General features: G+C 62.6%; 20 protein-coding genes. 13 read left to right on the top strand and 7 right to left on the bottom strand.

What is annotated here, in order from left to right; translation table 11 throughout:
- The first annotated feature begins 41 nt into the window (after positions 1–41).
- Complete coding sequence (locus H0523_RS08975; RefSeq protein ID WP_054434447.1) at positions 42–878, top strand: SDR family oxidoreductase; 837 nt, start codon at positions 42–44, stop codon at positions 876–878.
- Positions 879–899: 21 nt separating this feature from the next.
- Here H0523_RS08975 and H0523_RS08970 read toward each other — a convergent pair whose 3' ends face one another.
- Positions 900–1,754 (bottom strand): SDR family oxidoreductase, encoded by an 855-nt coding sequence (locus tag H0523_RS08970; RefSeq protein WP_054434450.1) that lies wholly within the window; start codon positions 1,752–1,754, stop codon positions 900–902.
- Positions 1,755–1,923: 169 nt separating this feature from the next.
- Here H0523_RS08970 and H0523_RS08965 point away from each other — a divergent pair, with 169 nt between their 5' ends.
- On the top strand, positions 1,924–2,862 hold the full coding sequence (locus H0523_RS08965; RefSeq protein WP_054434452.1) for an AraC family transcriptional regulator: 939 nt from the start codon (positions 1,924–1,926) through the stop codon (positions 2,860–2,862).
- A 5-nt stretch (positions 2,863–2,867) separates the two neighbouring features.
- Here the strand turns inward: H0523_RS08965 and H0523_RS08960 are convergent, their stop codons facing one another.
- From H0523_RS08960 to H0523_RS08950, 3 genes are read right to left on the bottom strand one after another with little or no spacing between them, the layout of a single operon-like run.
- Entirely contained in the window at positions 2,868–4,076 is a 1,209-nt protein-coding gene (locus H0523_RS08960) for a hypothetical protein (RefSeq protein WP_054434454.1), read from the bottom strand.
- A 54-nt stretch (positions 4,077–4,130) separates the two neighbouring features.
- Positions 4,131–5,144 (bottom strand): hypothetical protein, encoded by a 1,014-nt coding sequence (locus tag H0523_RS08955; RefSeq protein WP_054434456.1) that lies wholly within the window; start codon positions 5,142–5,144, stop codon positions 4,131–4,133.
- Positions 5,145–5,146: 2 nt separating this feature from the next.
- A complete protein-coding gene (locus H0523_RS08950; RefSeq protein WP_231689992.1) occupies positions 5,147–5,704 on the bottom strand; it encodes a hypothetical protein in 558 nt (185 codons plus the stop codon).
- Positions 5,705–5,905: 201 nt separating this feature from the next.
- Here H0523_RS08950 and H0523_RS08945 point away from each other — a divergent pair, with 201 nt between their 5' ends.
- The 8 genes from H0523_RS08945 (at position 5,906) to H0523_RS08910 (ending at position 13,535) form a co-directional block, all read left to right on the top strand.
- On the top strand, positions 5,906–6,352 hold the full coding sequence (locus tag H0523_RS08945; protein WP_054434459.1) for a MarR family winged helix-turn-helix transcriptional regulator: 447 nt from the start codon (positions 5,906–5,908) through the stop codon (positions 6,350–6,352).
- 87 nt (positions 6,353–6,439) lie between these two features.
- Positions 6,440–6,982 carry a YybH family protein gene (locus tag H0523_RS08940; RefSeq protein WP_231689993.1) on the top strand — a complete coding sequence of 181 codons (543 nt, stop codon included), beginning with the start codon at positions 6,440–6,442 and terminating at the stop codon, positions 6,980–6,982.
- A gap of 23 nt (positions 6,983–7,005) precedes the next feature.
- Positions 7,006–7,959, top strand: a complete 954-nt coding sequence (locus H0523_RS08935) for a quinone oxidoreductase family protein (RefSeq protein WP_054434463.1) — start codon at positions 7,006–7,008, stop codon at positions 7,957–7,959.
- A gap of 72 nt (positions 7,960–8,031) precedes the next feature.
- Positions 8,032–8,904 (top strand): SMP-30/gluconolactonase/LRE family protein, encoded by an 873-nt coding sequence (locus H0523_RS08930; RefSeq protein ID WP_180180051.1) that lies wholly within the window; start codon positions 8,032–8,034, stop codon positions 8,902–8,904.
- 66 nt (positions 8,905–8,970) lie between these two features.
- Positions 8,971–9,273: an ArsR/SmtB family transcription factor gene (locus tag H0523_RS08925; protein WP_054434467.1), complete on the top strand. Its 303-nt coding sequence runs from the start codon at positions 8,971–8,973 to the stop codon at positions 9,271–9,273.
- A 192-nt stretch (positions 9,274–9,465) separates the two neighbouring features.
- Positions 9,466–10,449, top strand: a complete 984-nt coding sequence (locus tag H0523_RS08920; RefSeq protein ID WP_054434468.1) for a zinc-dependent alcohol dehydrogenase family protein — start codon at positions 9,466–9,468, stop codon at positions 10,447–10,449.
- 298 nt (positions 10,450–10,747) lie between these two features.
- A complete protein-coding gene (locus H0523_RS08915) occupies positions 10,748–11,098 on the top strand; it encodes a nucleotide pyrophosphohydrolase (protein ID WP_054434470.1) in 351 nt (116 codons plus the stop codon).
- A gap of 22 nt (positions 11,099–11,120) precedes the next feature.
- Positions 11,121–13,535, top strand: a complete 2,415-nt coding sequence (locus tag H0523_RS08910) for a DNA/RNA helicase domain-containing protein (RefSeq protein ID WP_054434471.1) — start codon at positions 11,121–11,123, stop codon at positions 13,533–13,535.
- Positions 13,536–13,722: 187 nt separating this feature from the next.
- On the opposite strand, the gene H0523_RS08905 is transcribed toward H0523_RS08910, so the two are convergent.
- A complete protein-coding gene (locus H0523_RS08905; protein ID WP_054434473.1) occupies positions 13,723–14,859 on the bottom strand; it encodes a hypothetical protein in 1,137 nt (378 codons plus the stop codon).
- Positions 14,860–15,389: 530 nt separating this feature from the next.
- On the opposite strand from H0523_RS08905, the gene H0523_RS08900 reads away from it, so the two are divergent.
- The 3 genes from H0523_RS08900 to H0523_RS08890 all read left to right on the top strand — a co-directional run bounded on the left by H0523_RS08900 (position 15,390) and on the right by H0523_RS08890 (position 17,816).
- A complete protein-coding gene (locus H0523_RS08900) occupies positions 15,390–16,019 on the top strand; it encodes a hypothetical protein (RefSeq protein WP_156333238.1) in 630 nt (209 codons plus the stop codon).
- Positions 16,020–16,192: 173 nt separating this feature from the next.
- Positions 16,193–16,921 (top strand): hypothetical protein, encoded by a 729-nt coding sequence (locus H0523_RS08895; RefSeq protein ID WP_054461243.1) that lies wholly within the window; start codon positions 16,193–16,195, stop codon positions 16,919–16,921.
- A 334-nt stretch (positions 16,922–17,255) separates the two neighbouring features.
- A complete protein-coding gene (locus H0523_RS08890; protein ID WP_054434478.1) occupies positions 17,256–17,816 on the top strand; it encodes an NADPH-dependent FMN reductase in 561 nt (186 codons plus the stop codon).
- A 33-nt stretch (positions 17,817–17,849) separates the two neighbouring features.
- On the opposite strand, the gene H0523_RS08885 is transcribed toward H0523_RS08890, so the two are convergent.
- Both H0523_RS08885 and guaA read right to left on the bottom strand, forming a co-directional pair.
- On the bottom strand, positions 17,850–18,458 hold the full coding sequence (locus tag H0523_RS08885; RefSeq protein ID WP_231689994.1) for a pentapeptide repeat-containing protein: 609 nt from the start codon (positions 18,456–18,458) through the stop codon (positions 17,850–17,852).
- Between the two features lie 262 nt (positions 18,459–18,720).
- On the bottom strand, positions 18,721–20,313 hold the full coding sequence (gene guaA / locus H0523_RS08880) for a glutamine-hydrolyzing GMP synthase (RefSeq protein WP_054434480.1): 1,593 nt from the start codon (positions 20,311–20,313) through the stop codon (positions 18,721–18,723).
- Between the last annotated feature and the right edge of the window lie 51 nt (positions 20,314–20,364).

Genomic DNA, 20,364 nt, shown 5'->3' with positions numbered 1-20,364 from the left:
GTCAACCGCTCTACGATGCCCCTATCGAACAAGGAGCGACTATGAAAACCGCATTGATCACCGGCTGCTCGTCGGGCTACGGCAAAGCCACCGCCGACTATTTCGCCGCGCAGGGATGGAACGTCATCGCGACCATGCGCCGCCCGGATCCGGACCTGTTCCGTTCCGCCGGACCGGGGGCCGTGCGCGTCGTGCGCATGGACGTCACCGACGCGGACAGCATCGACCAGGCCATCACCCAGGGGCTGGAGGCATTCGGCCAGATCGACGTCCTGGTCAACAACGCGGGCATCGGTTTGCTCTCGCCGCTGGAAACCACGCCCCTGGCGACCATACGCGAGGTCTTCGAAACCAATACCTTCGGCGTCATGCGTACGAGCAAGGCCGTCATCCCGCAGATGCGCGAACGGGGCCAGGGCACCATCATCAATGTCACGTCCAGCGTCTGTTTCGCAGGCATGCCGCTGGTGGCCCCCTACGCAGCCAGCAAGTGGGCCATCGAAGGCTTCACCGAGGCCCTGTACTACGAACTGCATTCCGTAGGGGTGCGCGTGCGCCTGGTCGAACCCGGCTACGGCCCCGGCACCGCGTTCACGGCGAACGGCATGCCGCGCATGAACGGGCTGATCACTGCCCCTTATGAGGCGTATGCCGCCCAGCTGTTCGCGCAACTGGGCGCGCCCGGCGCTGCCGTGACGACGCCCGAACAGGTTGCCGCGGCCATCCACGCCGCGGCAACGGACGAGAGCGAACAACTGCGGTTTCCGGCCGGTCCCGACAGCGAGCATCTGGCGAACGCGCGCTGGCACAGCAGCGACGCCGAATTCCTGGCCGGCATGCAGTCAATGTTCTGCCTGCAACACCGGCCCGCGCGCTGACGTTGGCGGGCGCATCGCCGTTCAGGCAAAGTCCGTTCCCACCCCCGCCCGCTGACGCCACGCATCGAAATCCCCCCGCACCGTCTCCAGCTTCTGTTCGGCCAGGTCATTGGCGATCTTGCCCACGAACAGATGCAGCGGCGGCGCGTCCAGGGCCGCGACCTCCTGGATCAGCAGGGCCAGCTTCTCGGGATCGCCGTCCTGGCGGCCGTTCATGCCTTCGCGGTGCAGGTCCAGCGAGGCCTGGGCCGCGGTGTAGTCGGCGATCTTGCGGCGCGCGATGACCAGGCTGTTGTCGTTCAGGAAATCCGTGCGCACCGGCCCCGGGTACACCACGGTGGCCTTGATGCCGAATTCGGCGGTCTCCGCCGCCAGGGTCTCGGTCAGCCCGGCCAGCGCGAACTTGGTCGCCACGTAGCAGCCCCAGCCCGCGTAGCCGCCGGTGAAACCGGCGATCGAGGCGACGTTGAAGACATGGCCGCTGCCCTGCTTGCGCAGGTGCGGCAGCACATGGCGCAGCACGTGCAGCGGCGCGAACACGTTGACATCGAAATTGCGGCGCACCTCGTCGTCGTCCAGCGCCTCCATCGGGCCCTGCTGGCCGTAGCCGGCATTGTTGACCACGTAGTCGATGCGGCCGAAGGCGGCGATGGTCTTGTCGATGGCGGCCTGGACGCTGGCCTCGGACACCAGGTCCACTTCCAGCGCCAAGAGGCGCGGATGATCGTCGCCCAGCGCCTGGTGCAGGCTGGCCAGCGTGCGCGAGGTGGCGGCCACGTGGTCGCCGCGCGCCAGCAACTGGCGGGCCAGCGACAGCCCGATGCCGCGCGCCGCGCCGGTGATGAACCAGGTCTTGTTGGTTTGGATCGTTTGCATTTCCTGATCTCCTGAGGGGTTGGATTGCAGGATCAAATGCTAGGCGCGGCGGCCCCGGCCGGATAGGCACAGGGCTATGGGATGATTGCCCATTCCTCTTTCCCGCTCTTTATTTATCGCCGATTCGGTGCAAAATGATGCCCAAGACTCTTACCCGAGGCATTCCACCATGACGGCTCCGCTGCCCGCCCGAGACACGATGTCCGCCCTGCTCGGCCAGCTCGCGCCGCACCAGGGCTACACCCGCTCGCAGCTCGACGGCGTGCGCTTCATGCGCGCCGACCACCCGCTGGGACGCACCCCGGTGCTGTACGAACCCTGCATCGTCATCGTCTGCCAGGGCAGCAAGCGCGGCTACCTGGGCGACAAGGTCTACCGCTACGACGCCCGCCATTACCTGGTGCTGTCGGTGCCGCTGCCGTTTTCCACCGAAACCGACGCCTCGCCCGAGGAACCCCTGCTGGCCATACAGATCCGCCTCGACCCGACCACGATCGCCGACCTGGTGCTCTCGCTGGACGGCCGCGACGGCCCGGCGCCGCCGGCGCCGGAAGGCATCACCTCCACGCCGCTGGACGACACGCTGGCGGACACCACGCTGCGGCTGCTGCGGGCGCTGGCCTCGCCCGTCGAGGCCCGCATCATCGGCCCGGGCATCGTGCGGGAATTGTGCTTTCGCGTGCTGGTCGGCGAACAGGGCGGCGCGATCCGCGCGGCGCTGGCCAGCCAGGGCAATTTCGGCCGCATCTCGCGGGTGCTGCAACGCATCCACGACGACTATGCGCAGCCCATGGAGGTCGCCACCCTGGCGCGCGAAGCGGGCCTGAGCGCCCCCGCCTTCCACGCCCACTTCAAGACCGTGGCGGGCACCTCGCCGATCCAGTACATCAAGTCCATCCGGCTGCACCAGGCCCGCCTGTTGATGATCCGCGACAACCTCACCGCCGCCGCGGCCGCCGGGCGCGTCGGCTATGAAAGCGCGTCGCAGTTCAACCGCGAGTTCAAGCGCCTGTTCGGGCGCAGCCCCGGCGAGGAAGCGCGCGAGATGAAGACCGTGTTTTCGCTATTGCCGGCCGCGCGGCTGGAGGGGCTGGCGGCCACGCATTGACGCCGTCAATAGTCCCGAACCTCATCGAACCAACGCAACGCCTGCGCCTCCGTCACGCCCAGCTCGACCACCCGCGCGAGCTGGCTGAATTGCCACACGGCCTCGCCGATGTCTTCGCGCTCGGCGGTCTCGATGCCCTTCATGTCGTTGAAATGGCCGGCGAACGCCTGGATGGCCGACTGCGCCGCATCCGCGTCGCGGGCCCCTTGCAAGGCATCGAGGGCGATGTCATAAGCCGCGTTGGCCGACTTCGCCATGCGGCCGCTCCACCCCGAAAACGGCCGCCCATATTCGCTTTGCCACCACTCCGGCTTGCGCAGCTTGCTGACCGAGGTGTAGTCCGCCCACGCGCGGACCTTTTCCCGCGCCTTCAGTTGCGCCTTCAGCCGCTTGCCCGCGCCGTCCTCGACGTTGAAGCCGATGAAGCGCTCCAGCAACGGCCAGCTATCCAGCGCCGGCAGGCCCGCCAGGTCCGGCGCGAAGCGGATCTCCAGGCTCTTCAGGCGCGGCAGGCGGGCCAGCGCGTCCCAGTCGGCAAAGCCGCCCCACAGCGACAGCTGTTCCAACGCGGCAAAGCGCTCGATCCCCTGCAACGATATCGGCTGCGCCAACGGCTCGCCGTACATCGCCAGCGTCGTCACCGTCCGCAGCATGCCCAGGTCGGGCAGCACATAGGGCGCCTGGCTGGCGCGCCGGCCCAACGCGGGATGCAGCGACAGCATGTCCGGCGCCGCCCCCGTGACGGCGATCCGGGAAAGATCGCCCAGCAGGCCCAGGCGCATGCCGCCGGGCACCTTGATGTCCAGATGCCCCACCACCGCATCGAGCCGGATCTGCAGCGTCTGGATATCGGCCGCGCGGGCGTCGATGCGGCGCGCATCGGCAAACGCCGGCGCCCAGGTGAACTGTTCGATGCGGCGTCGTTCGGACCATCCCAGAAAGCCGCTGTCATTGCCGTGATAGTAGAGGTGGCGCGGCCAGGGCGAGCCGGCCGGCGTGGCGAACGGATCGAACGCCGGCCAATGAATCGCGTCATCAGGCGCCACGCGCAGATCCGCCTTCCGGTCCATGCCGGCAGGCCCGAGGATCACGTCCCCGCGACCGGCCTCCCTGACCAGCACGTGGCTGTCCGGCCCGGTCAGGCCCAGCCGGAAACGGCCATCGCGGCTCACCGAGCCCGTGGGTTCGCCGGACACATCGATTGGTTCGGACACGCCTCACTCCCTGTCGTCATCAAGATTCATCGCGCCTGCCGGGCAAGCGCGCGGTCACAACGTCATGGCGGGCTGGTCTTCGATCTGGAAGGACAGCTCCCGTTGCCCCAGCGCGCCAGCGTCCACGTATTCGAATTCCACGCGCTGCCCCGGCAGCGCGGCGGGCCCGAGATGGTCGACCCGATACATCACGCCGCCCACGCGGTAATTGTGGGCCAGCGATGCCGTGAGCGAGTTCGGCGTGCGCAGGCGATACGTCACGGCCTCTTCCACCACCCCGCGCACGCCCTGCTTGTGACGCGCGCGCTTCAGGCGCGGACTGCGCATGCCCAGCACCAGCCCCATCAGCGCCAGGACCGCCGCCAGCAGGATCACCGGCGGCACGAACAGGCTGACCGCCAGCGGCGCCAGCGCCGCCAGCAGGAAGAACTTGCGCACGCCCCGCTCTTCGCGTCTCACGCTCTCGCGATCGGCGTCGCTGATCTCCTCGAGCGACGTCCAGGCCTGCCCGCTCATCGGGTAATCCACCCGCAGCAACAAGCCCGGCGCATCCGGCAACAACGGCAGCACGTGCAGCCGCACCGGCAGATCCGTCAACGCCACGGCGTCGGCCGGCCGGGCGCCGCTGCGGGTATCGCTGGTGACCTCGTTCCAGAACGGCAGCGCCACATCCACGCGCTGGTCGCCGAACACATAAGTGATGCCCGGCCGCTCGCCCGGCCCGAAACCGGTCAGGCGGCCCGACACGATCTGCTTGGGCGCGCGCCCCTTGAGCGCGCGCGCGACGCTGCGCCAGGCGCGCGGCACCCGCAGCAGACGCCGCCCGAAGAACGCCATGCCCACGCCGGCGCCGACGACCACCAGCAGCAGCATCACGCCATCGGCGCCGCGCAGCGAGCGCCATTCGGACACGGCCAGCACGGCGACCAGCAGCGTCATGCTGACCAGCAGCAGAAAGATGAACAGGCAGGCTATCAGCGCCAAGGTCTTGCTGCGGCTGCATCGGCGCAGCAGCGCGATGTCGTCGCCGGTCAGCGGGGCCGCTTCGATCCGCAGGGTCTCGCCCATGCTCAATACGTCGCGAACGGCACTTCCACCTGCAACGCCGCGCCGCCCGCGGCCGGGCGCAGGCTGTAGGTGGTCAGGCCGCCATCGTCATCGGCCAGCGAGGCGTCCTGGCGCGTCACGGTGTAGCGCTGGCCGCCAATCTCCAGCGCATCCCGCGCCACCGCGCGCGTATCGGCCGGGACCAGCAAGCCGCCCCGCGCATCCGCGCCGCCGCCGAATTCGTGCCCGGCCAGCGCTCCTTCGACGCGCAGCAGCTGCACGCGCGGCCGGTACGGCGCCGCGTCGAGGTTCCAACCGTTGGTCAGGTCGGTGATCCACGGGCCGGGAATGTCGTAGGCGCTTTCCAGCTCGGCCTCGGTGACCGCTTCGCCCTGCACCACCAGGCAGCACACCACCTTGCCGGCCTTGGCGTCGAAGGCCGCCCACTTGCTCGCCACCGGCGCCGCGGCGGGCAGCATCGAGAAATGGAATTGCTTATCGAGCTGGGAATCGGAGACCTTGCGCCAGGCGCCGACCTGCGGCTGCTGTGCGTGGACAACCGTGGCCCCCAACAGGGTCATGGCGAAAACACTTGCTTTGAACAATGAGAGTTTCATCTGGCCGGATATGAATCTGAGTAGGCGGGGCATCGGCACGCCATGCAATGTTGCAATAGTCTAAGGCAATTGCGTCAAGCCTTTCTCTGCCGTCTTCCTGCATGGCCTTTGACAAATGAACTTATATGCCCGTAATATTCCCGCACGTTCCAACCGACCTGATCCATGAGCCAACACGACCTGCCTCCCGGCGTGTGCAACAGCACCGCCATTCGCAAGGCCGCCCGTCATCTGGGCCGGTTTTATGACCTTTGCCTGGCCCAGGCCGACCTGCGCAACACCCAATACGCGATCCTGAATCTGCTCGCCACGCGCGGGGCGCTCACGATTGCCGAATTGGCCGCACATCTGGTCACCGATCGCGCAACGATGGGGCATAACCTGCGCCCGCTCGAGCGCGACGGCCTCATCCGCATCGCGGTAGGCAAGCAGGACCGGAGAGAAAGGGAAATCACCTTGACCGACGCGGGCGCGAAGATGGAAGCCGTCGGCAGAAAGGCCTGGCAACGCGCCCAGCAACAGTTCGAAGCCGTATTCGGCAAGGACGACGCGCTGGCGATGCGTCGCATCATGCACCGCATCACCACCCTGGACCTTTCGCTCCCAGGTTAACCCCCAATCTTGAGACAGCTCCGTCGCATTGCGTGACGCGCCCACGTTCCGTTGATGCCATCAAATATGGGCATATAAGGCTAAATCATGTTGACAGATTTTCTCGCTATACGCCGGGCCGCCTCGCGGATCCGCACGATGCAAGCGACATTCAGAACGCTGCTGATCGGCGGCATGGCCTGCGCCATGCCGATCGCCGCCGGCGCCAGCCCGGTCGCGACGGCATTCACGCAAGCCGACCGGCAACAGGTGCAAGCGGTCTTTGAACAGCAGGCCCGAGCGGCGACGGCTCATGACCTCGGCGCCTTCAGCGCGGTGTTCGCCACGCCCGGCGTCGTGGGCGACCCAGTGACGTTCGTCGCCCGGCCGTATCAGTTCTGGGGCAAGTCCGAACTGATAGAACACTTCCGCGAGACCTTCAAGGGCATCTGGAAATTCGAGCCCGACCTGGCGAAGCTGCGCATCATTCCCTTGACGCCGGATGTGGCCCAGCTCTACGCCCCGACCCAGATCACCTTGGGACACACCGCCGCCGACGCGCACACAGCCGCCTACCTGGTCTACGAAGTGGCGGTGCGCACACCGGCGGGATGGCGCATTGGCTCGATCGTTCCCATTTCAGCGCAGTAGCCATCCGGGCAAGGAGATTCATCATGAAAGCGGCGGTGTATTACGAAAACGGCTCCCCCGACGTGTTCCGCTATGAAACCGTTGACGAACCGGTCTGCGGGCCCGATGAGGTGCTGATCGGCATCGAGGCGATATCTGTGGAAGGCGGCGACCTCATCAATCGAGAAATCCGCCCGTTGGCGCGGATTCCCCACATCGTGGGATATCAGTGCGCCGGCACCATCCAGGCCGTGGGAGCGCAGGTGCGCGACCGAAAACCCGGCGACCGCGTCGTCGCGGTACTGTCCTGGGGATCGCATGCGCAACGCGTGGCCGCGCCAGCGTCCGACACCTGGCTGATCCCCGCGACGCTGGATACGCCAACCGCCGCCGCGGTCCCCGTCGCCTGGGGAACCGCGCATGAATGCCTCTTTGCGGCAGGCGGCCTGGCTGCCGGTGAAACCGTATTGATTCATGCGGGCGCCGGCGCGCTCGGATTGGCCGCCATCCAACTGGCGCATCACGCTGGCGCGACGGTGTATGCCACGGCATCGGACGATGCGCGGCTGGCGCGGCTGAACACCTTTGGCATGACGGCAGGCATCAACTATTCCACCAGCGACTTTGTCGAGCAGATATCCGCTCTCACAGCGGGACGAGGAGTGGATCTCATCGTCGACAGCATCGCCGGCAGTACCTTGGCGCTGGCCCATAAAGGCAGGCTGGTGACAGTGGGCGTGTCCGGGCGCGACCAGGAAAAATTCGATCCGGTGAGCCTGTGGCGCGGCAACCAGAGCCTGCACGGCGTCTTCTTCCCGACGTTGCTGGACCAGGAGCACGCACGCGTACACGCCAGCGTCCAGGCATTGCTGCAACGCGTGGCCGCGGGAGAACTGCACGTGGTGATCGACAAGACGTTCTCCTTGCGCGAGGCCCAGGCGGCGCATCGCCACGTGATGTCCCGGCAGGCCTTTGGCCGGGTCATCATGGTCCCTTGACCAGCGGCGGCGTGGCCCGTCCCGGGGCCACGCCCGCCCCCCTCCCGTTGCATCCTTGAGCGAAACCTTCCCATGCCCAGACTCCTCACTTGCCTCATGCTCGCCGCGACATTGGCCGGCAGCGCCTGCGCCCAATCCGCGGCCGCCCACGTCGTCGTCGACGGCCAGGGCTTTCCCGAGGGCACCATCCTCGTGAACCAGACCTTGTATTTCGTGGACTACCAGGCTTCGACGGTGAACAAGCTAGACGCCACGGGCAACCAGGTGATCGCCACCCTGCCCGGCTGCGGCGCCAACGGACTGGCCGCTGCCAACGGCACGCTGTGGGTGGCCTGCTACGACGGCGGCGTGATCGAGAACCTCTCCATCGAGGGCAAGCCGCTGGGCACCGTCAGCCAGGCGCGATCGGGGGAACGATTCAACCGTCCCAACGACCTGACCGCAAACCGCCAGGGCGATCTCTATTTCACGGCGTCGGGAGAACGACCGGGCCAAGGTAAAGTCTTCTTCCTGCCTCGGTCGAGCGATGTCGCCGATGAAGTCGCCAGCGGCCTGGACAACGCAAACGGCATCGCGCTCTCTACCGATGAACAGACCTTGTACGTCGGCGAGAGCGGCACGGACAGCATCCTGCGATACCAGACCGCCCCCGGCGGCGCCTTGAGTCGCCCTGGCCTGTTCGCGCGGCTCGACGCCCTGGCGCCGCCTTCGTCCAAGGGGCGGCACACGCCGGATGGCGTTCGCATCGGACCGGATGGATTGATGTACATCGCCCTGTTCAACGGTGGCGGCTATTGGGTGCTGGACCGAACAGGAGCGTTGCTGCAAGCGCGCGACATACCCGGCGAGCACCACTCGAATCTGGCCGTTTCGGCCGAGTCGCCAGACATCTACGTCACCTCCCTCTCAGGCTCGGACGGCCGTATCTACCGGTTGGCGCGTTAAGAGCGACTTGCCCCCAGGGAATTTTCGGCATTGACATATCGCGAATTTCCGATATCATGCCTTCCCATGGACCTGCTCGACGTCTTCAAAGCCCTCTCGAATCGCACGCGCCTTGAAATCCTGAAGGGTTTGAAGGACCCCGCCAACAGCTTCCCGCCGCAGGACGAGGGGGATGTGCATACGGTCGGCGTCTGCGTCAGCAGCATCCAGGAAGGCGTCGGGCTGTCGCAGTCCACGGTGTCCGACTACCTCGCCACGCTGCAACGCGCCGGCCTGGTCGAAGCCACGCGCATCGGCTCGTGGACGTACTACAAGCGCAACGAAGCCACCATCAGCGCCCTGGCCGAGATCATCGGGAAAGAGCTGTAGGTTGTTGTGGCCTGGGACTGGCGTCCCCGTCCCCGCCGGTGTGCGCGGCTGTCTTGCACTGCCCGCTTTGCTTTTGCACCCGCGCGCCCCTTCGTTGCTCCCCTCTTTTCTCTTTGCCCTGCCTCTCACTTTTTTGCCCCATGATATCGAAATTTCCCGATATCCCGTTTTACCGAAATAAGGAACCACTCAATGAAAGCCCTCGTACTCACCGCCTTCGGCGGCCCTGAATCCTTTGAACTGCACGACGTCCCCAAGCCCGCTCCGCAACCGGGCCAGGTCCTGGTCCGTGTCCACGCGACCTCCATCAACCCGCTCGACTATCAGGTCCGCCGGGGCGACTACCCCGACCTGGTGCCCCTGCCCGCCATCACCGGCCACGACGTCTCCGGCGTGGTCGAAGCCGTCGGACCGGGCGTGACCGCCTTCGCGCCCGGCGATGAAGTCTGGTACACCCCGCAGATCTTCGACGGCCCCGGCAGCTACGCCGAATACCACGTGGCCGCCGAGAGTATCGTCGGCAAGAAACCGGCCTCGCTCAGCCATCTGGAAGCGGCCAGCCTGACCCTGGTCGGCGGCACGGCGTGGGAAGCCCTGGTCGTGCGCGCCGGACTGCGCGTCGGCGAGAGCATCCTGGTGCATGGCGGCGCCGGCGGCGTCGGCCATGTGGCGATCCAGCTCGCCAAGGCCATCGGCGCCCGGGTCTTCACCACGGTACGCGACGACAATGCCGAATTCGTGCGCGGCCTGGGCGCCGACGTCACCATCGACTACGAAAAGGAAGACTATGTCGACGCGATCCTGCGCGAGACCGGCGGGCGCGGCGTCGACGTGGTGTTCGACACCATAGGCGGCAACACGCTATCGCGCAGCCCCGACGTGCTGGCGCAGCTGGGGCGCGTGGTCTCGATTGTCGATATCGCCCAGCCGCAGAACCTGATCCAGGCGTGGGGCAAGAACGCCAGCTTCCACTTCGTGTTCACGCGACAGAATCGCGGCAAGCTGGATGAGCTGAGCGCCTTGGTGGAACGTGGCCAGTTGCGGCCGCACGTGGGCGCGGTGTATTCGCTTGCCGATATTCCGGCGGCGCATGCGCGGCTGGAGAGCGCGAATAATGGGCTGCGGGGGAAGATTGCGATTGCGGTGGGGGAATTGGCCGGGCGTTTGACGAAATAACCCGGCCACGACTCGCCAACAATCCAATCAATGCAGTCGTCGGACTAGCCGGCACAGAGCCAGCATAGGATCGAGCGCTCGCAACACGAAGCCATAGTGACGTTGGATATACTGGCGAGTGCAGCGGATTTCGCGGTATTCCTCATCATCACTTGAGTTAACGGCTATCGCCAAGCCTTTTTCTCCGGTGAGATAGCACTTATCGCAGATCCGCTTATTCACAATGCCACCTGCATACCGATATGGGATCGCGCTGGTCCGCGATGTCATATCGGGTCATTTTCCCAGCCAACGCACCATGACAGATTCGCTTCGAGACCTCGCCCAGCAGCAACGCAAATTTGCGCACGAGCGGGAGTGGGAACAATTTCATTCTCCCAAGAACCTGGCCTCGGCCCTCATCGTGGAGACTGGCGAACTGCTCGAGCACTTTCAATGGATGACCGAAGCTGAAAGCCGAAACCTTGCCCCGGAGAAACTCGATGCCGTCGGTGCTGAAATTGCGGATGTCCTGCTCTATCTCGTTCAATTGAGCAACGTGCTTGGCATCGACCCGATCAAGGCAGCGCAGGCCAAGATCAAGTTGAATGCGCAGAAGTACCCTGTCGAGCGCGCCAAAGGCAGCAACAAGAAATACGACCAGCTTTGATCGATGTGACACAGGCATAGACGTGATCATCTACCAAGCCAGCAAGACCGAATTCCTTCAACATGCGTTGCGTGAAGACATAGAGGACATCATGCTTCGCCACGTGCGTCACGCCGGCGCCAATGGCGGCGGAGCCAGCGAAGTCCGGTCGTGGCGGAACTCGTTGTTCGAAATGGCCAAGGTGCTGCAGGACGACGAGATCCCCGATGAGGCAGGCGTGGCGATCGAGTATCAACTGCCCAACAGCTCCCAACGTATCGACTTCATGGTGACCGGTGAGGATGATCACGGACAACCCAAAGTCGTCATCATCGAATTAAAACAGTGGTCCAGTTCCCGTCATGGAGGGAAGGATGGCGTCATCTGGGCCCGACGCGGAGGCCAGACACGCGAAGTGGAAGGTCCGCATCCCTCTTACCAGGCTTGGTCGTATGCCGCCCGGCTGGAGGATCTCAACACCGCCGTACACAAGGGCGGCATGCATTTGCTGCCCTGCGCCTACCTGCACAACCATCCGAGCGATGGCCAAATCGATCATCCCGACTACAAACCGTACATCGAGCGGGCCCCCCTGTTCCTCAAGAGCGATAAAGACAAGCTCAGTCGTTTCATCAGCACCCACGTGCGTCGCGGCGATCGGCTGAAGTCGCTCTATGCAATTGAGAACGGCCACATCAAACCATCGAAGAGTTTGATGGACTACGTAGCCAACATCATGCAGGGCAAGCAAGAGTTCATACTCATCGACGACCAGAAAGTGGTCTACGAAACCATCCTGCAGATTGAAGCAAAGGCCAAGGAAAAAAAGCAGGTCATCATCGTCCAGGGCGGCCCGGGAACAGGGAAATCCGTGCTGGCCGTCAATCTGCTGGCCGAGTTCATCAGCCGCCAGCGCAATGCTCGCTATGTATCAAAAAACCGCGCTCCGCGCGAAGTGCTTCAGGCCAAATTGACCGGCACCTTCACCAAGACACGCATAGGCAATCTCTTCAGCGGTTCCGGCGCTTTCATGAACAGCGATGCCGATACCTACGATGTGCTCATCGTGGATGAATCACATCGGCTGAACGAGAAAAGCGGCCTGTACCGCAACGAAGGTGAGCACCAGGTCATGGAGATCATTCGGTCCGCACGCTGTGCGGTATTCTTCACCGACGATGATCAGCGCGTGACCATATACGATGTCGGCCATTCCGATGAATTAAGACATCATGCCAAGACGCAGGGAGCCGAGATTACGGAACTCGCCCTGACGTCACAGTTCCGCTGCAATGGTTCGGAAGGCTACCTCGCGTGGTTGGATAACACGCTGGAGATCCGTCCAACGGCCAACGTCACTATCGACCAGAGTGAATACGACTTTCGCGTATTCGATGATCCCTGCGAGATGCATGCGCTGATCGAACAGAAGAACAGGGCGAACAATCGATCTCGCGTTGTAGCCGGATACTGCTGGCCCTGGCCGAGTAAGAAAAAGCCCGAAGCCTGGGACATCCAAATCCCGGAATTTGACTATCACAGGCGCTGGAACCTCACAGAAGACGGCGGCCTCTGGATCATGAAGCCCCGGTCCGTCGAGCAAGTCGGCTGCATCCATACCTGCCAGGGGCTGGAACTTGACTATGTCGGCGTGATCATCGGTGATGACCTGGCATATCGAAATGGCCGCGTCGTCATCGATGCCAACAAGCGGGCCTCCTCCGATCAATCCGTGCGTGGACTGAAAAAGATGATGCGCGAGAATCCGCATGAAGCGCAGGGACTAGCAGATCTTGTGGTCAAGAACACCTATCGCACGCTCATGACGCGCGGTATGAAAGGCTGCTTCGTCTATTGCACCGATCGACCCTTGGCCGAGTATCTACGCAGCAGAGTACGAGCGATCATCGAATCAGCACGGCATGACGAGACTCAGCAGGTAATCGGCAACGTCATTCCGCTACGTCGAGTCACCGACGAAGAGCGAACATCCGGTGTTCCCGCCATTCCGCTAGTCGATTTGCGAATGGCCGCAGGCAAGTTCTCTGATGTACAAGCGTTCGAAAACTCGGCAACCCAGTGGTTGGAGCTGCCCGATTGGGTCGCCCCGCAACCCGGATTGTTCGTCGCCCAGGTCATCGGCGAATCGATGAACCAGCGCATTCCGAACGGTTCCTGGTGTCTGTTCCGCGCCAATCCAGGCGGAACACGACAAGGTAAGGTCGTCATCGCCGAACACCGTGGCATCGATGATCCCGAGACCGGCGGACGGTACACGATCAAGGTCTATTCGAGCGAAAAAGTGGTTAACGAGGATGGCTCTTGGCGGCATGAGCGAATCACGCTGCGCCCGGATTCCTCTCATCCCGGATACGAACCGATCGTGATTGAGCGGAACGCTGAGTTCGATGGGTTCAACATTATCGCGGAGATGTTGACCGTGCTGGATAGCGACTAACTTCGCTCTGGCGGGCGAACCAATCCTCCTTCAATACCAGCACCGCCAGCGGAATCGGAATCGTGTTAACCACCTTTCCCACTATCAAAAAAAGGCGCTTTCGCGCCTTTTTTTCAACTCCCGTTGATCTGACCGCGGAGCTAAGCGCCCCAATCACCATCAGACCGCCTGTCTACCGCGACCTTGCTCAGCGCGCCGCGCCAATCTGCAGGACGGTGAATTCGCGCCGCATATAGCGATTCATCACCTCGGCCAGCACCGGATTGCCGGCGTTCTCCGCCTTCGGCGCAGTCACTCTCACCACCGCTGCGCACAGCTTGCCGGCCTGGACCGTCGTGCCGGCAACCTTGGCATCCTTCGCACCAGCCATGCTTTCCTTCCAGGCGGCGCTGACCCCATCCACGGCCTGCTTGGCCGTGGCGCAATCGGCGTAAGCCAGGGAAATCACGATCGCGGGCAGATTGTTGATCTGGGCATCGGCCAGAACCCCCGAGAAATAAGGCGGAATGCCCCGGCCATTCGCCTCGACGGCGGCCTTGAGATTCTGCTTGGCGATATCCGCATCGCCATTGGTCGACAACAACACCTTCGCGGGATCCACGGCGGCCAGACCCATGATGGGCGAGATGACCGCGGCCTGCACGATCCGGCCTCGGTCCCCGGGCACGCCCTCCTTCAGGCCGGCAAGCGAGGCGGCCACGACTTCGCTATCCGCCACCGACGGCGCAGGCTGGGCCAGTATCTTCATGCCCGTTGCCGACGACGCCTGGATCAACGCGGTATCGAGCGGCAGCACAAAGCTGGCCTTGCCCATCATGCCGCGCCAGGGATCCTTCTGATTGGCCTTCTGCATGTTCATCTTGCCTTCGCCATCATTGGCGATGAGGCCCGGCGCATCGCCGTCGACCGCGGCGAAATCGCCCTGCTTCAGGCTGGCAACCAATGTCCCGACGGCCTTCTTGTCCTTCAATCCCCAATAGCTGATATTCGAGGGCGCCTGGCCAAATCCGGCGAAATAGGAGACCTCGTCGAACGGGACCTTGGCGTTGGCCGACCACGGCTCCAGGCCAAACCCGATGGATTCGAGCGGACGGATCGGTTGCGCAATGGACAGGCGGCGCATGCCGTCCGCGGAAGGGCCGGTTTTTTCCAGCGATCGCCAGGCTTGCACGTCCAGGAAAAGCACCTGCATCGCCGCCGGCGCGGAGAGGACGACCTGGGGAATCTGCTTCAAGGCTTGTTGCAGGGTTTGGGTGCTGTCTTGGGCCGCGGCGGAAGTGGCGAAGCCTGTCATCAAACACAGTGCAAGAACCTTTACGTGCATTCGGTTTCTCCGTTTTCGTGATTTGTTCAGCGTGGGGATGGATACCAGGCTTGCCGTTGAACGACAAAGCGTTGGCCTTCGAAGGAACGACAGCTGCTTTTGGCAGCGCCCGTGATAGCTCGAAAGGCTGTATCGCAAAAGGGGGACGCGGTAGGAGCGAAGATCGTACCGCAAGGGGCGGGCTGTTCCGACCCATGACTCTTGCGTTCTGTACCGAGTCATTAACTGATGTAAACGCCCCGAGGGCGACGTGGCGGTGTGGTCGAAGATCGTGCCAAAACCGCGCCTTTTCAGGGCCTGTCCGGGATTTTGCATGCGAGGCATGTCATGAGAGCTGAAGATCACGGATAGGCCGATGAAGAAAAGACCCCGCTTGCTATCCCGTTCGGCGAACGGGTTACTACGGCGCGGGGACAACAGCTCCCATGGCGGCGCAGGCACTGCAATATCAAACGAATTGATTGAAGTTTGAAATAGCTATAGTATTTTCGCCCAATCCCACGTCGTGCGGATCAACCTGGAGACATTGAATGCGCTGGTTGCCACTGGGTTTTGGATTGCTGTTTTTTTCATGCCTTGCCCAAGCCGAGATGATACGGAACGATGCTATTGGCAATGACCCACAAAAAGAGGAGCTTTGCGCATCCCGCGCCAACGGCAAGACGGTGCCGTTTGAAATTGACTCCCGCTACCTCAAGAGCGCGCGCTCATTCAATCCAGATTCAACTTTCATCGCAATAGATGGAATCAGTCCGCAACTGGTCGAATGCTATCTTCGCAAAGGCACCGGGAAGTACGAACCTGCCTCATATAGCCCCGAGGGCAACAATTGGCGTTTGATTCGTCCGCAACAGTTCAAACCGGGAATCAATACGCCCAAAGGCCAGTCAATGGCGGCCAAGGTTTGCGTGGATGCCGCCCCCGCGAAGATCAACCGTCCCGATTTCGACCATAGCGTTTACTCCACGGTTGTGGAAATTGGCATTGATGGCCCTCGCTATCGCTCAGGCGCCTCGATCGCGGGAACGAAAGCGGAACGATACGACATCGCGGTAGAGGGCACGGCTTTCTACAAGTCGTCAGGACCGGACCTTGCCGCAGTCACGTTCACGTGCCTGCTTTCACCCATGCTGGCTATCAAAGGGATCCAGTTCAAATAGCAGGACGCCCAGTTGCCAGGCGGATACAGCGAGGCGCAGCAGAGATCCATCGTGGCCAGCCATTTCTTCGACTATGTTGAAGCGTCCTTGAACAAGTATGAATTCAAGGGCCTCGATGTTTCGTCATTCATGGCTGCGCTCAAGCGAGAGGCGGCATCGATAGGTTGGCGGGATTGAACATCGACATGGCTATGGCCGATCTGGCAGAGGTGGAAGTGATAAAAGTCAATCAAATAAGGTCGATTTCCGAGGCTGAAAAACTGGGTTCGATCGACATCGCAGGCTTTGTCGTGGCGCGTTCATCCTGCGCGAGCGCGCTGGACCTGGATCAGTGCAGGCGCCTCGGCAGCGTGCTCGATTGCGCGCATGCCGTCCATCCGGTTGGCGGCGTCGATGACATTGGGTTTTGCAGGCAGATCATTGCAGAGTTGAAGCCTCGCTATCTGGAGTTCACGGTTGTGGATCCGGAAAAAACCGAATTGAGCCTGGCGCAGCTGGATGCGCTGTCGAGACTGGATGTGGGCAAAATTGCCAACGGACTTTTCTTGCTCAAGGACGATCTTTCGCTGCTGGACAGAGCTTCGCATATGGACGCCCTCGTGCGAGCGGGCGTTGAACTGTTCCAAATCGAAGTGGAATCGTTGCTTGATCCTGAGGTCAGAATCGGCCCCAAGGTTCGTGCGCGAATCGGGGAGTTCTTCTCTCGTTATCCCGCGATGATTGGGGATTCATTTTCCATGAGCGTCAAAGTCCCTGACGTGCATCAGCGCGGATATTATTTGAATCTTTCCGTTGATGGCGGCCGCTCATATGACTTCTCACAACAACACTATGCCTTATCGTCGGCGCTGAGGGTCATCAAAGGTCTGCAATCAACGGGCATCCCAAGCCCGCGGGGTTAAAGGGACCCACTGCGATTTCGGATCGCAGGACTCATGGTCATGTCTTCGAAGTGGTTCTCTAAATTTGTCGGAGATCCTGGACAAATTCGCGGTTAGGGCCAGATGACGTCCGTGACCGCTGCACTTATTCAGCGAGGGGCGCAAGCCACGCAAGCGCGTAGCATGGCCGAAGCGCTACTCGCACAAACGGCTGCACAGCAAGCCAAAACGCTCGCTTATGCCGACGCTTTCGTCTTCATGGCCGCAGTCGGGCTATCGGCACTGTGCTTCGTTCCGTTGATGGCACCGGCACGGTCCGCAACGAAGTTGACTTCAACAAACTAGGGGATAAGCGATGAGCCAATCAACATTGGTGCTCGTTATCATGGGCAGCACACGGGCAGGAAGAAATTGCCCCAGGATCGCACAATGGGTCGCCGATATTGGCGGGACTTGCACGGACTCGACCTACGAGATCGTAGACCTGAAAGCCTGGCACCTGCCCATGGACGACGAGCCGGGATTGCCTGCCCTGGGCGCACCGTATGCCCAGCCCCACACGCACGCATGGAGCGAGAAAATCTCAGCCTGCGACGCCGTGGTCTTTGTCACACCGCAGTACAACTGGGGCTACCCCGCCGCGCTAAAGAACGCGATCGATCACCTCTATGACGAATGGCGGACGAAGCCAACGGCCATCGTGACATACGGAGGACACGGCGGAACCAAATGCGCCAATCAACTGCGACAGGTAGCCGAGGCATTGAAGATGCGTGTTGTCACGACAGCACCGGCGATCACCCTGTCGGACGAGGTTATCCGGCATGACGGCCCCTTGAATCCGACCACGGATTTCGCAGAATTTGCTTCCGACGTCGAACGGGCATTGACTGAGTTGGCCCGGCTGATGCAATAAGCAGGGGTGACGGCCCCGCTGGGGCGTTTGGCCCTAACGAATCACGACCCCATCCGTGATACAGCCTTGCAGCTGCTCCAGGGCAATACCGCCCACAAACCTGCTCCTCGCAACTGATCCAGACATGACCTTCACTCCCGTGAAGTCACACCCATCGAATACACAACTGATGAAATGAATGCCCGAGAGATTTGCCCCGGCAAATTTGCAATCAACGAACTTGCAGTCCGTCGCAAAGGACCTGGATAGATTCGAACGCGAGAAGTCACAGCCAATGAATTCCCCGCCCAACCGCGCCCCATTGAGCTTCGCGCCGACAAAGCCGCACGAATCGAATTTCCTTCGCACAAACACGTTACGCATATCGATGCGCTCAAACTTGCATCCCTTTGCCTCGGACTCATTGATGCTGGCCCCGTCCTTGAACACGGCGTCGGAGAGATCGACCCTTTCGATGCTCAGGTAGCGGACCGCTTCAGCGAGCGTAATGCCTCGATAGTCCTCAAAGCCCTCATCAGTGCGTCCGAACGGCGATTCCGGCATAGGACCCATCCTCATGGACTTGGCGGCGTCGAGAAGATGCCTTCCGGCCAATTGCAACTGCTCTGCCTGCCATCTGGCACGTGCGTCTTTTGCCTGCATTACTCCCCCTCGAGCAGCATGGATTGGATTCGAGCCGTTTGGGCATTAGTGTAGTTGCCAAGGTTTCCTGCGCGACCAGCTGCTCGCTCCCGACCGCATCCAACAAGCGCGTGAACGCAGCCTCCTGCCGTTTGGTGACGACGACAGCGGTAAGCTACAGCCTGGATTGGTGACGGCCGGGTAGCCCTCCGTCGGAAAGCACGGTAAATGAAAAAGGCGCCGAAGCGCCTTTTTCATTTACCGTTCGCAGAGCGACGCGGGATCACTCCCACTCAATCGTCGCAGGCGGCTTGCTCGACACGTCATACACCACCCGGTTGATCCCCCGCACTTCATTAATAATCCGCGAGGAAACCCGAGCCAGCAACGGATGCGGCAACGGCGCCCAATCAGCCGTCATGAAGTCAAACGTCTGCACAGCACGCAGGGCCACGACGTATTCATACGTACGGCCATCCCCCATCACCCCCACCGACTTCACCGGCAGGAACACGGCAAAGGCTTGCGAGGTCAGCTCGTACCAGGTCAGGCCGCTGGCCTCGTCCTTGGTATTGCGCAGTTCTTCGATGAAGATCGCATCCGCGCGGCGCAGCAGCTCGGCGTACTCGTGCTTGACTTCGCCCAGGATGCGCACGCCCAGGCCCGGGCCCGGGAACGGATGGCGGTAGACCATCTGCGGCGGCAGGCCGAGGGCCACGCCGAGTTCGCGGACTTCGTCCTTGAACAGTTCGCGCAGGGGTTCCAGCAGCTGCAGGTTCAACGTGTCCGGCAGGCCGCCGACGTTGTGGTGCGACTTGATCGAGGTGGCCTTGCCGGTCTTGGCGCCGGCCGATTCGATGACGTCGGGGTAGATGGTGCCCTGGGCCAGCCACTTGGCGCTCTTCTGCTTGCCGGCTTGTTCCTGGAACACTTCGACGAATTCGCGGCCGATGATCTTGCGCTTGGCTTCGGGGTCGGCCACGCCGGACAGCTTGCCCATGAACTGGGCGGTGGCGTCGACGTGGATGATCTTGACGCCCATGTTCTCGGCGAAGGTCTGCATGACCTGCTTGCCTTCGTCCAGGCGCAAGAGGCCGTGGTCGACGAAGACGCAGGTCAGCTGGTCGCCGATGGCCTTGTGGATCAGGGCCGCGGCCACCGACGAGTCGACGCCGCCGGACAGGCCGAGGATGACTTCGTCTTCACCGACCTGCTCGCGGATGCGGGCGACGGCTTCGGCGACGTAGTCGGGCATGTTCCAGTCGCCCTGGCATTCGCAGATCTCGTTGACGAAGCGGGCCAGCATGGCCTTGCCTTGCACGGTGTGCGTGACTTCGGGGTGGAACTGCACGGCGTAGAAGCGGCGCTCTTCGTCGGCCATGCCGGCGATGGGGCAGGACGGCGTGGAGGCCATCAGCTTGAAGCCCGGGGGCAGCTCGGTGACCTTGTCGCCGTGGCTCATCCAGACCTTGAGCATGCCGTGGCCTTCGGCGGTGGCGAAGTCTTCCAGGCCTTCCAGCAGCTTGGTGTGGCCGTGGGCGCGGACTTCGGCGTAGCCGAATTCGCGGTGGTCGGAGAAGCTGACCACGCCGCCCAGCTGTTGCGCCATGGACTGCATGCCATAACAGATGCCCAGCACGGGCACGCCCAGCTCGAACACGGCGTGCGGCACGCGCATGGAGCCTTCTTCGTAGGCCGATGCGTGGCTGCCGGACAGGATGATGCCCTTCAGGCCCTGCGCCATCTGGTCGCGGATGAAGGCATCGTCGACGTCGCCGGGATGCACTTCGGAGTAGACGCCGGCTTCGCGGACGCGGCGGGCGATCAGTTGGGTGACTTGCGAACCGTAGTCGAGAATGAGGATGCGCTGGTGCATGGAGACTCTACCGGTAATGAATGAAACCGCAGTAAATAAAACCGCACCGGC

The organism is Achromobacter insuavis (assembly GCF_902859645.1).
Classification (GTDB): Bacteria; Pseudomonadota; Gammaproteobacteria; order Burkholderiales; family Burkholderiaceae_B; genus Achromobacter; species Achromobacter insuavis.
This window is presented reverse-complemented; position numbering and strand designations above follow the sequence as displayed.

What these genes read in the sequence shown, in the direction of transcription:
- H0523_RS08975 (WP_054434447.1), top strand. Translation starts at nt 42, where the DNA reads ATGAAAACCGCATTGATCACCGGCTGCTCGTCGGGCTACGGCAAAGCC.
- H0523_RS08970 (WP_054434450.1), bottom strand. Translation starts at nt 1,754, where the DNA reads ATGCAAACGATCCAAACCAACAAGACCTGGTTCATCACCGGCGCGGCG.
- H0523_RS08965 (WP_054434452.1), top strand. Translation starts at nt 1,924, where the DNA reads ATGACGGCTCCGCTGCCCGCCCGAGACACGATGTCCGCCCTGCTCGGC.
- H0523_RS08955 (WP_054434456.1), bottom strand. Translation starts at nt 5,144, where the DNA reads ATGGGCGAGACCCTGCGGATCGAAGCGGCCCCGCTGACCGGCGACGAC.
- H0523_RS08950 (WP_231689992.1), bottom strand. Translation starts at nt 5,704, where the DNA reads ATGACCCTGTTGGGGGCCACGGTTGTCCACGCACAGCAGCCGCAGGTC.
- H0523_RS08945 (WP_054434459.1), top strand. Translation starts at nt 5,906, where the DNA reads ATGAGCCAACACGACCTGCCTCCCGGCGTGTGCAACAGCACCGCCATT.
- H0523_RS08940 (WP_231689993.1), top strand. Translation starts at nt 6,440, where the DNA reads ATGTTGACAGATTTTCTCGCTATACGCCGGGCCGCCTCGCGGATCCGC.
- H0523_RS08935 (WP_054434463.1), top strand. Translation starts at nt 7,006, where the DNA reads ATGAAAGCGGCGGTGTATTACGAAAACGGCTCCCCCGACGTGTTCCGC.
- H0523_RS08930 (WP_180180051.1), top strand. Translation starts at nt 8,032, where the DNA reads ATGCCCAGACTCCTCACTTGCCTCATGCTCGCCGCGACATTGGCCGGC.
- H0523_RS08925 (WP_054434467.1), top strand. Translation starts at nt 8,971, where the DNA reads ATGGACCTGCTCGACGTCTTCAAAGCCCTCTCGAATCGCACGCGCCTT.
- H0523_RS08920 (WP_054434468.1), top strand. Translation starts at nt 9,466, where the DNA reads ATGAAAGCCCTCGTACTCACCGCCTTCGGCGGCCCTGAATCCTTTGAA.
- H0523_RS08915 (WP_054434470.1), top strand. Translation starts at nt 10,748, where the DNA reads ATGACAGATTCGCTTCGAGACCTCGCCCAGCAGCAACGCAAATTTGCG.
- H0523_RS08905 (WP_054434473.1), bottom strand. Translation starts at nt 14,859, where the DNA reads ATGCACGTAAAGGTTCTTGCACTGTGTTTGATGACAGGCTTCGCCACT.
- H0523_RS08900 (WP_156333238.1), top strand. Translation starts at nt 15,390, where the DNA reads ATGCGCTGGTTGCCACTGGGTTTTGGATTGCTGTTTTTTTCATGCCTT.
- H0523_RS08890 (WP_054434478.1), top strand. Translation starts at nt 17,256, where the DNA reads ATGAGCCAATCAACATTGGTGCTCGTTATCATGGGCAGCACACGGGCA.
- H0523_RS08885 (WP_231689994.1), bottom strand. Translation starts at nt 18,458, where the DNA reads ATGCAGGCAAAAGACGCACGTGCCAGATGGCAGGCAGAGCAGTTGCAA.
- guaA (WP_054434480.1), bottom strand. Translation starts at nt 20,313, where the DNA reads ATGCACCAGCGCATCCTCATTCTCGACTACGGTTCGCAAGTCACCCAA.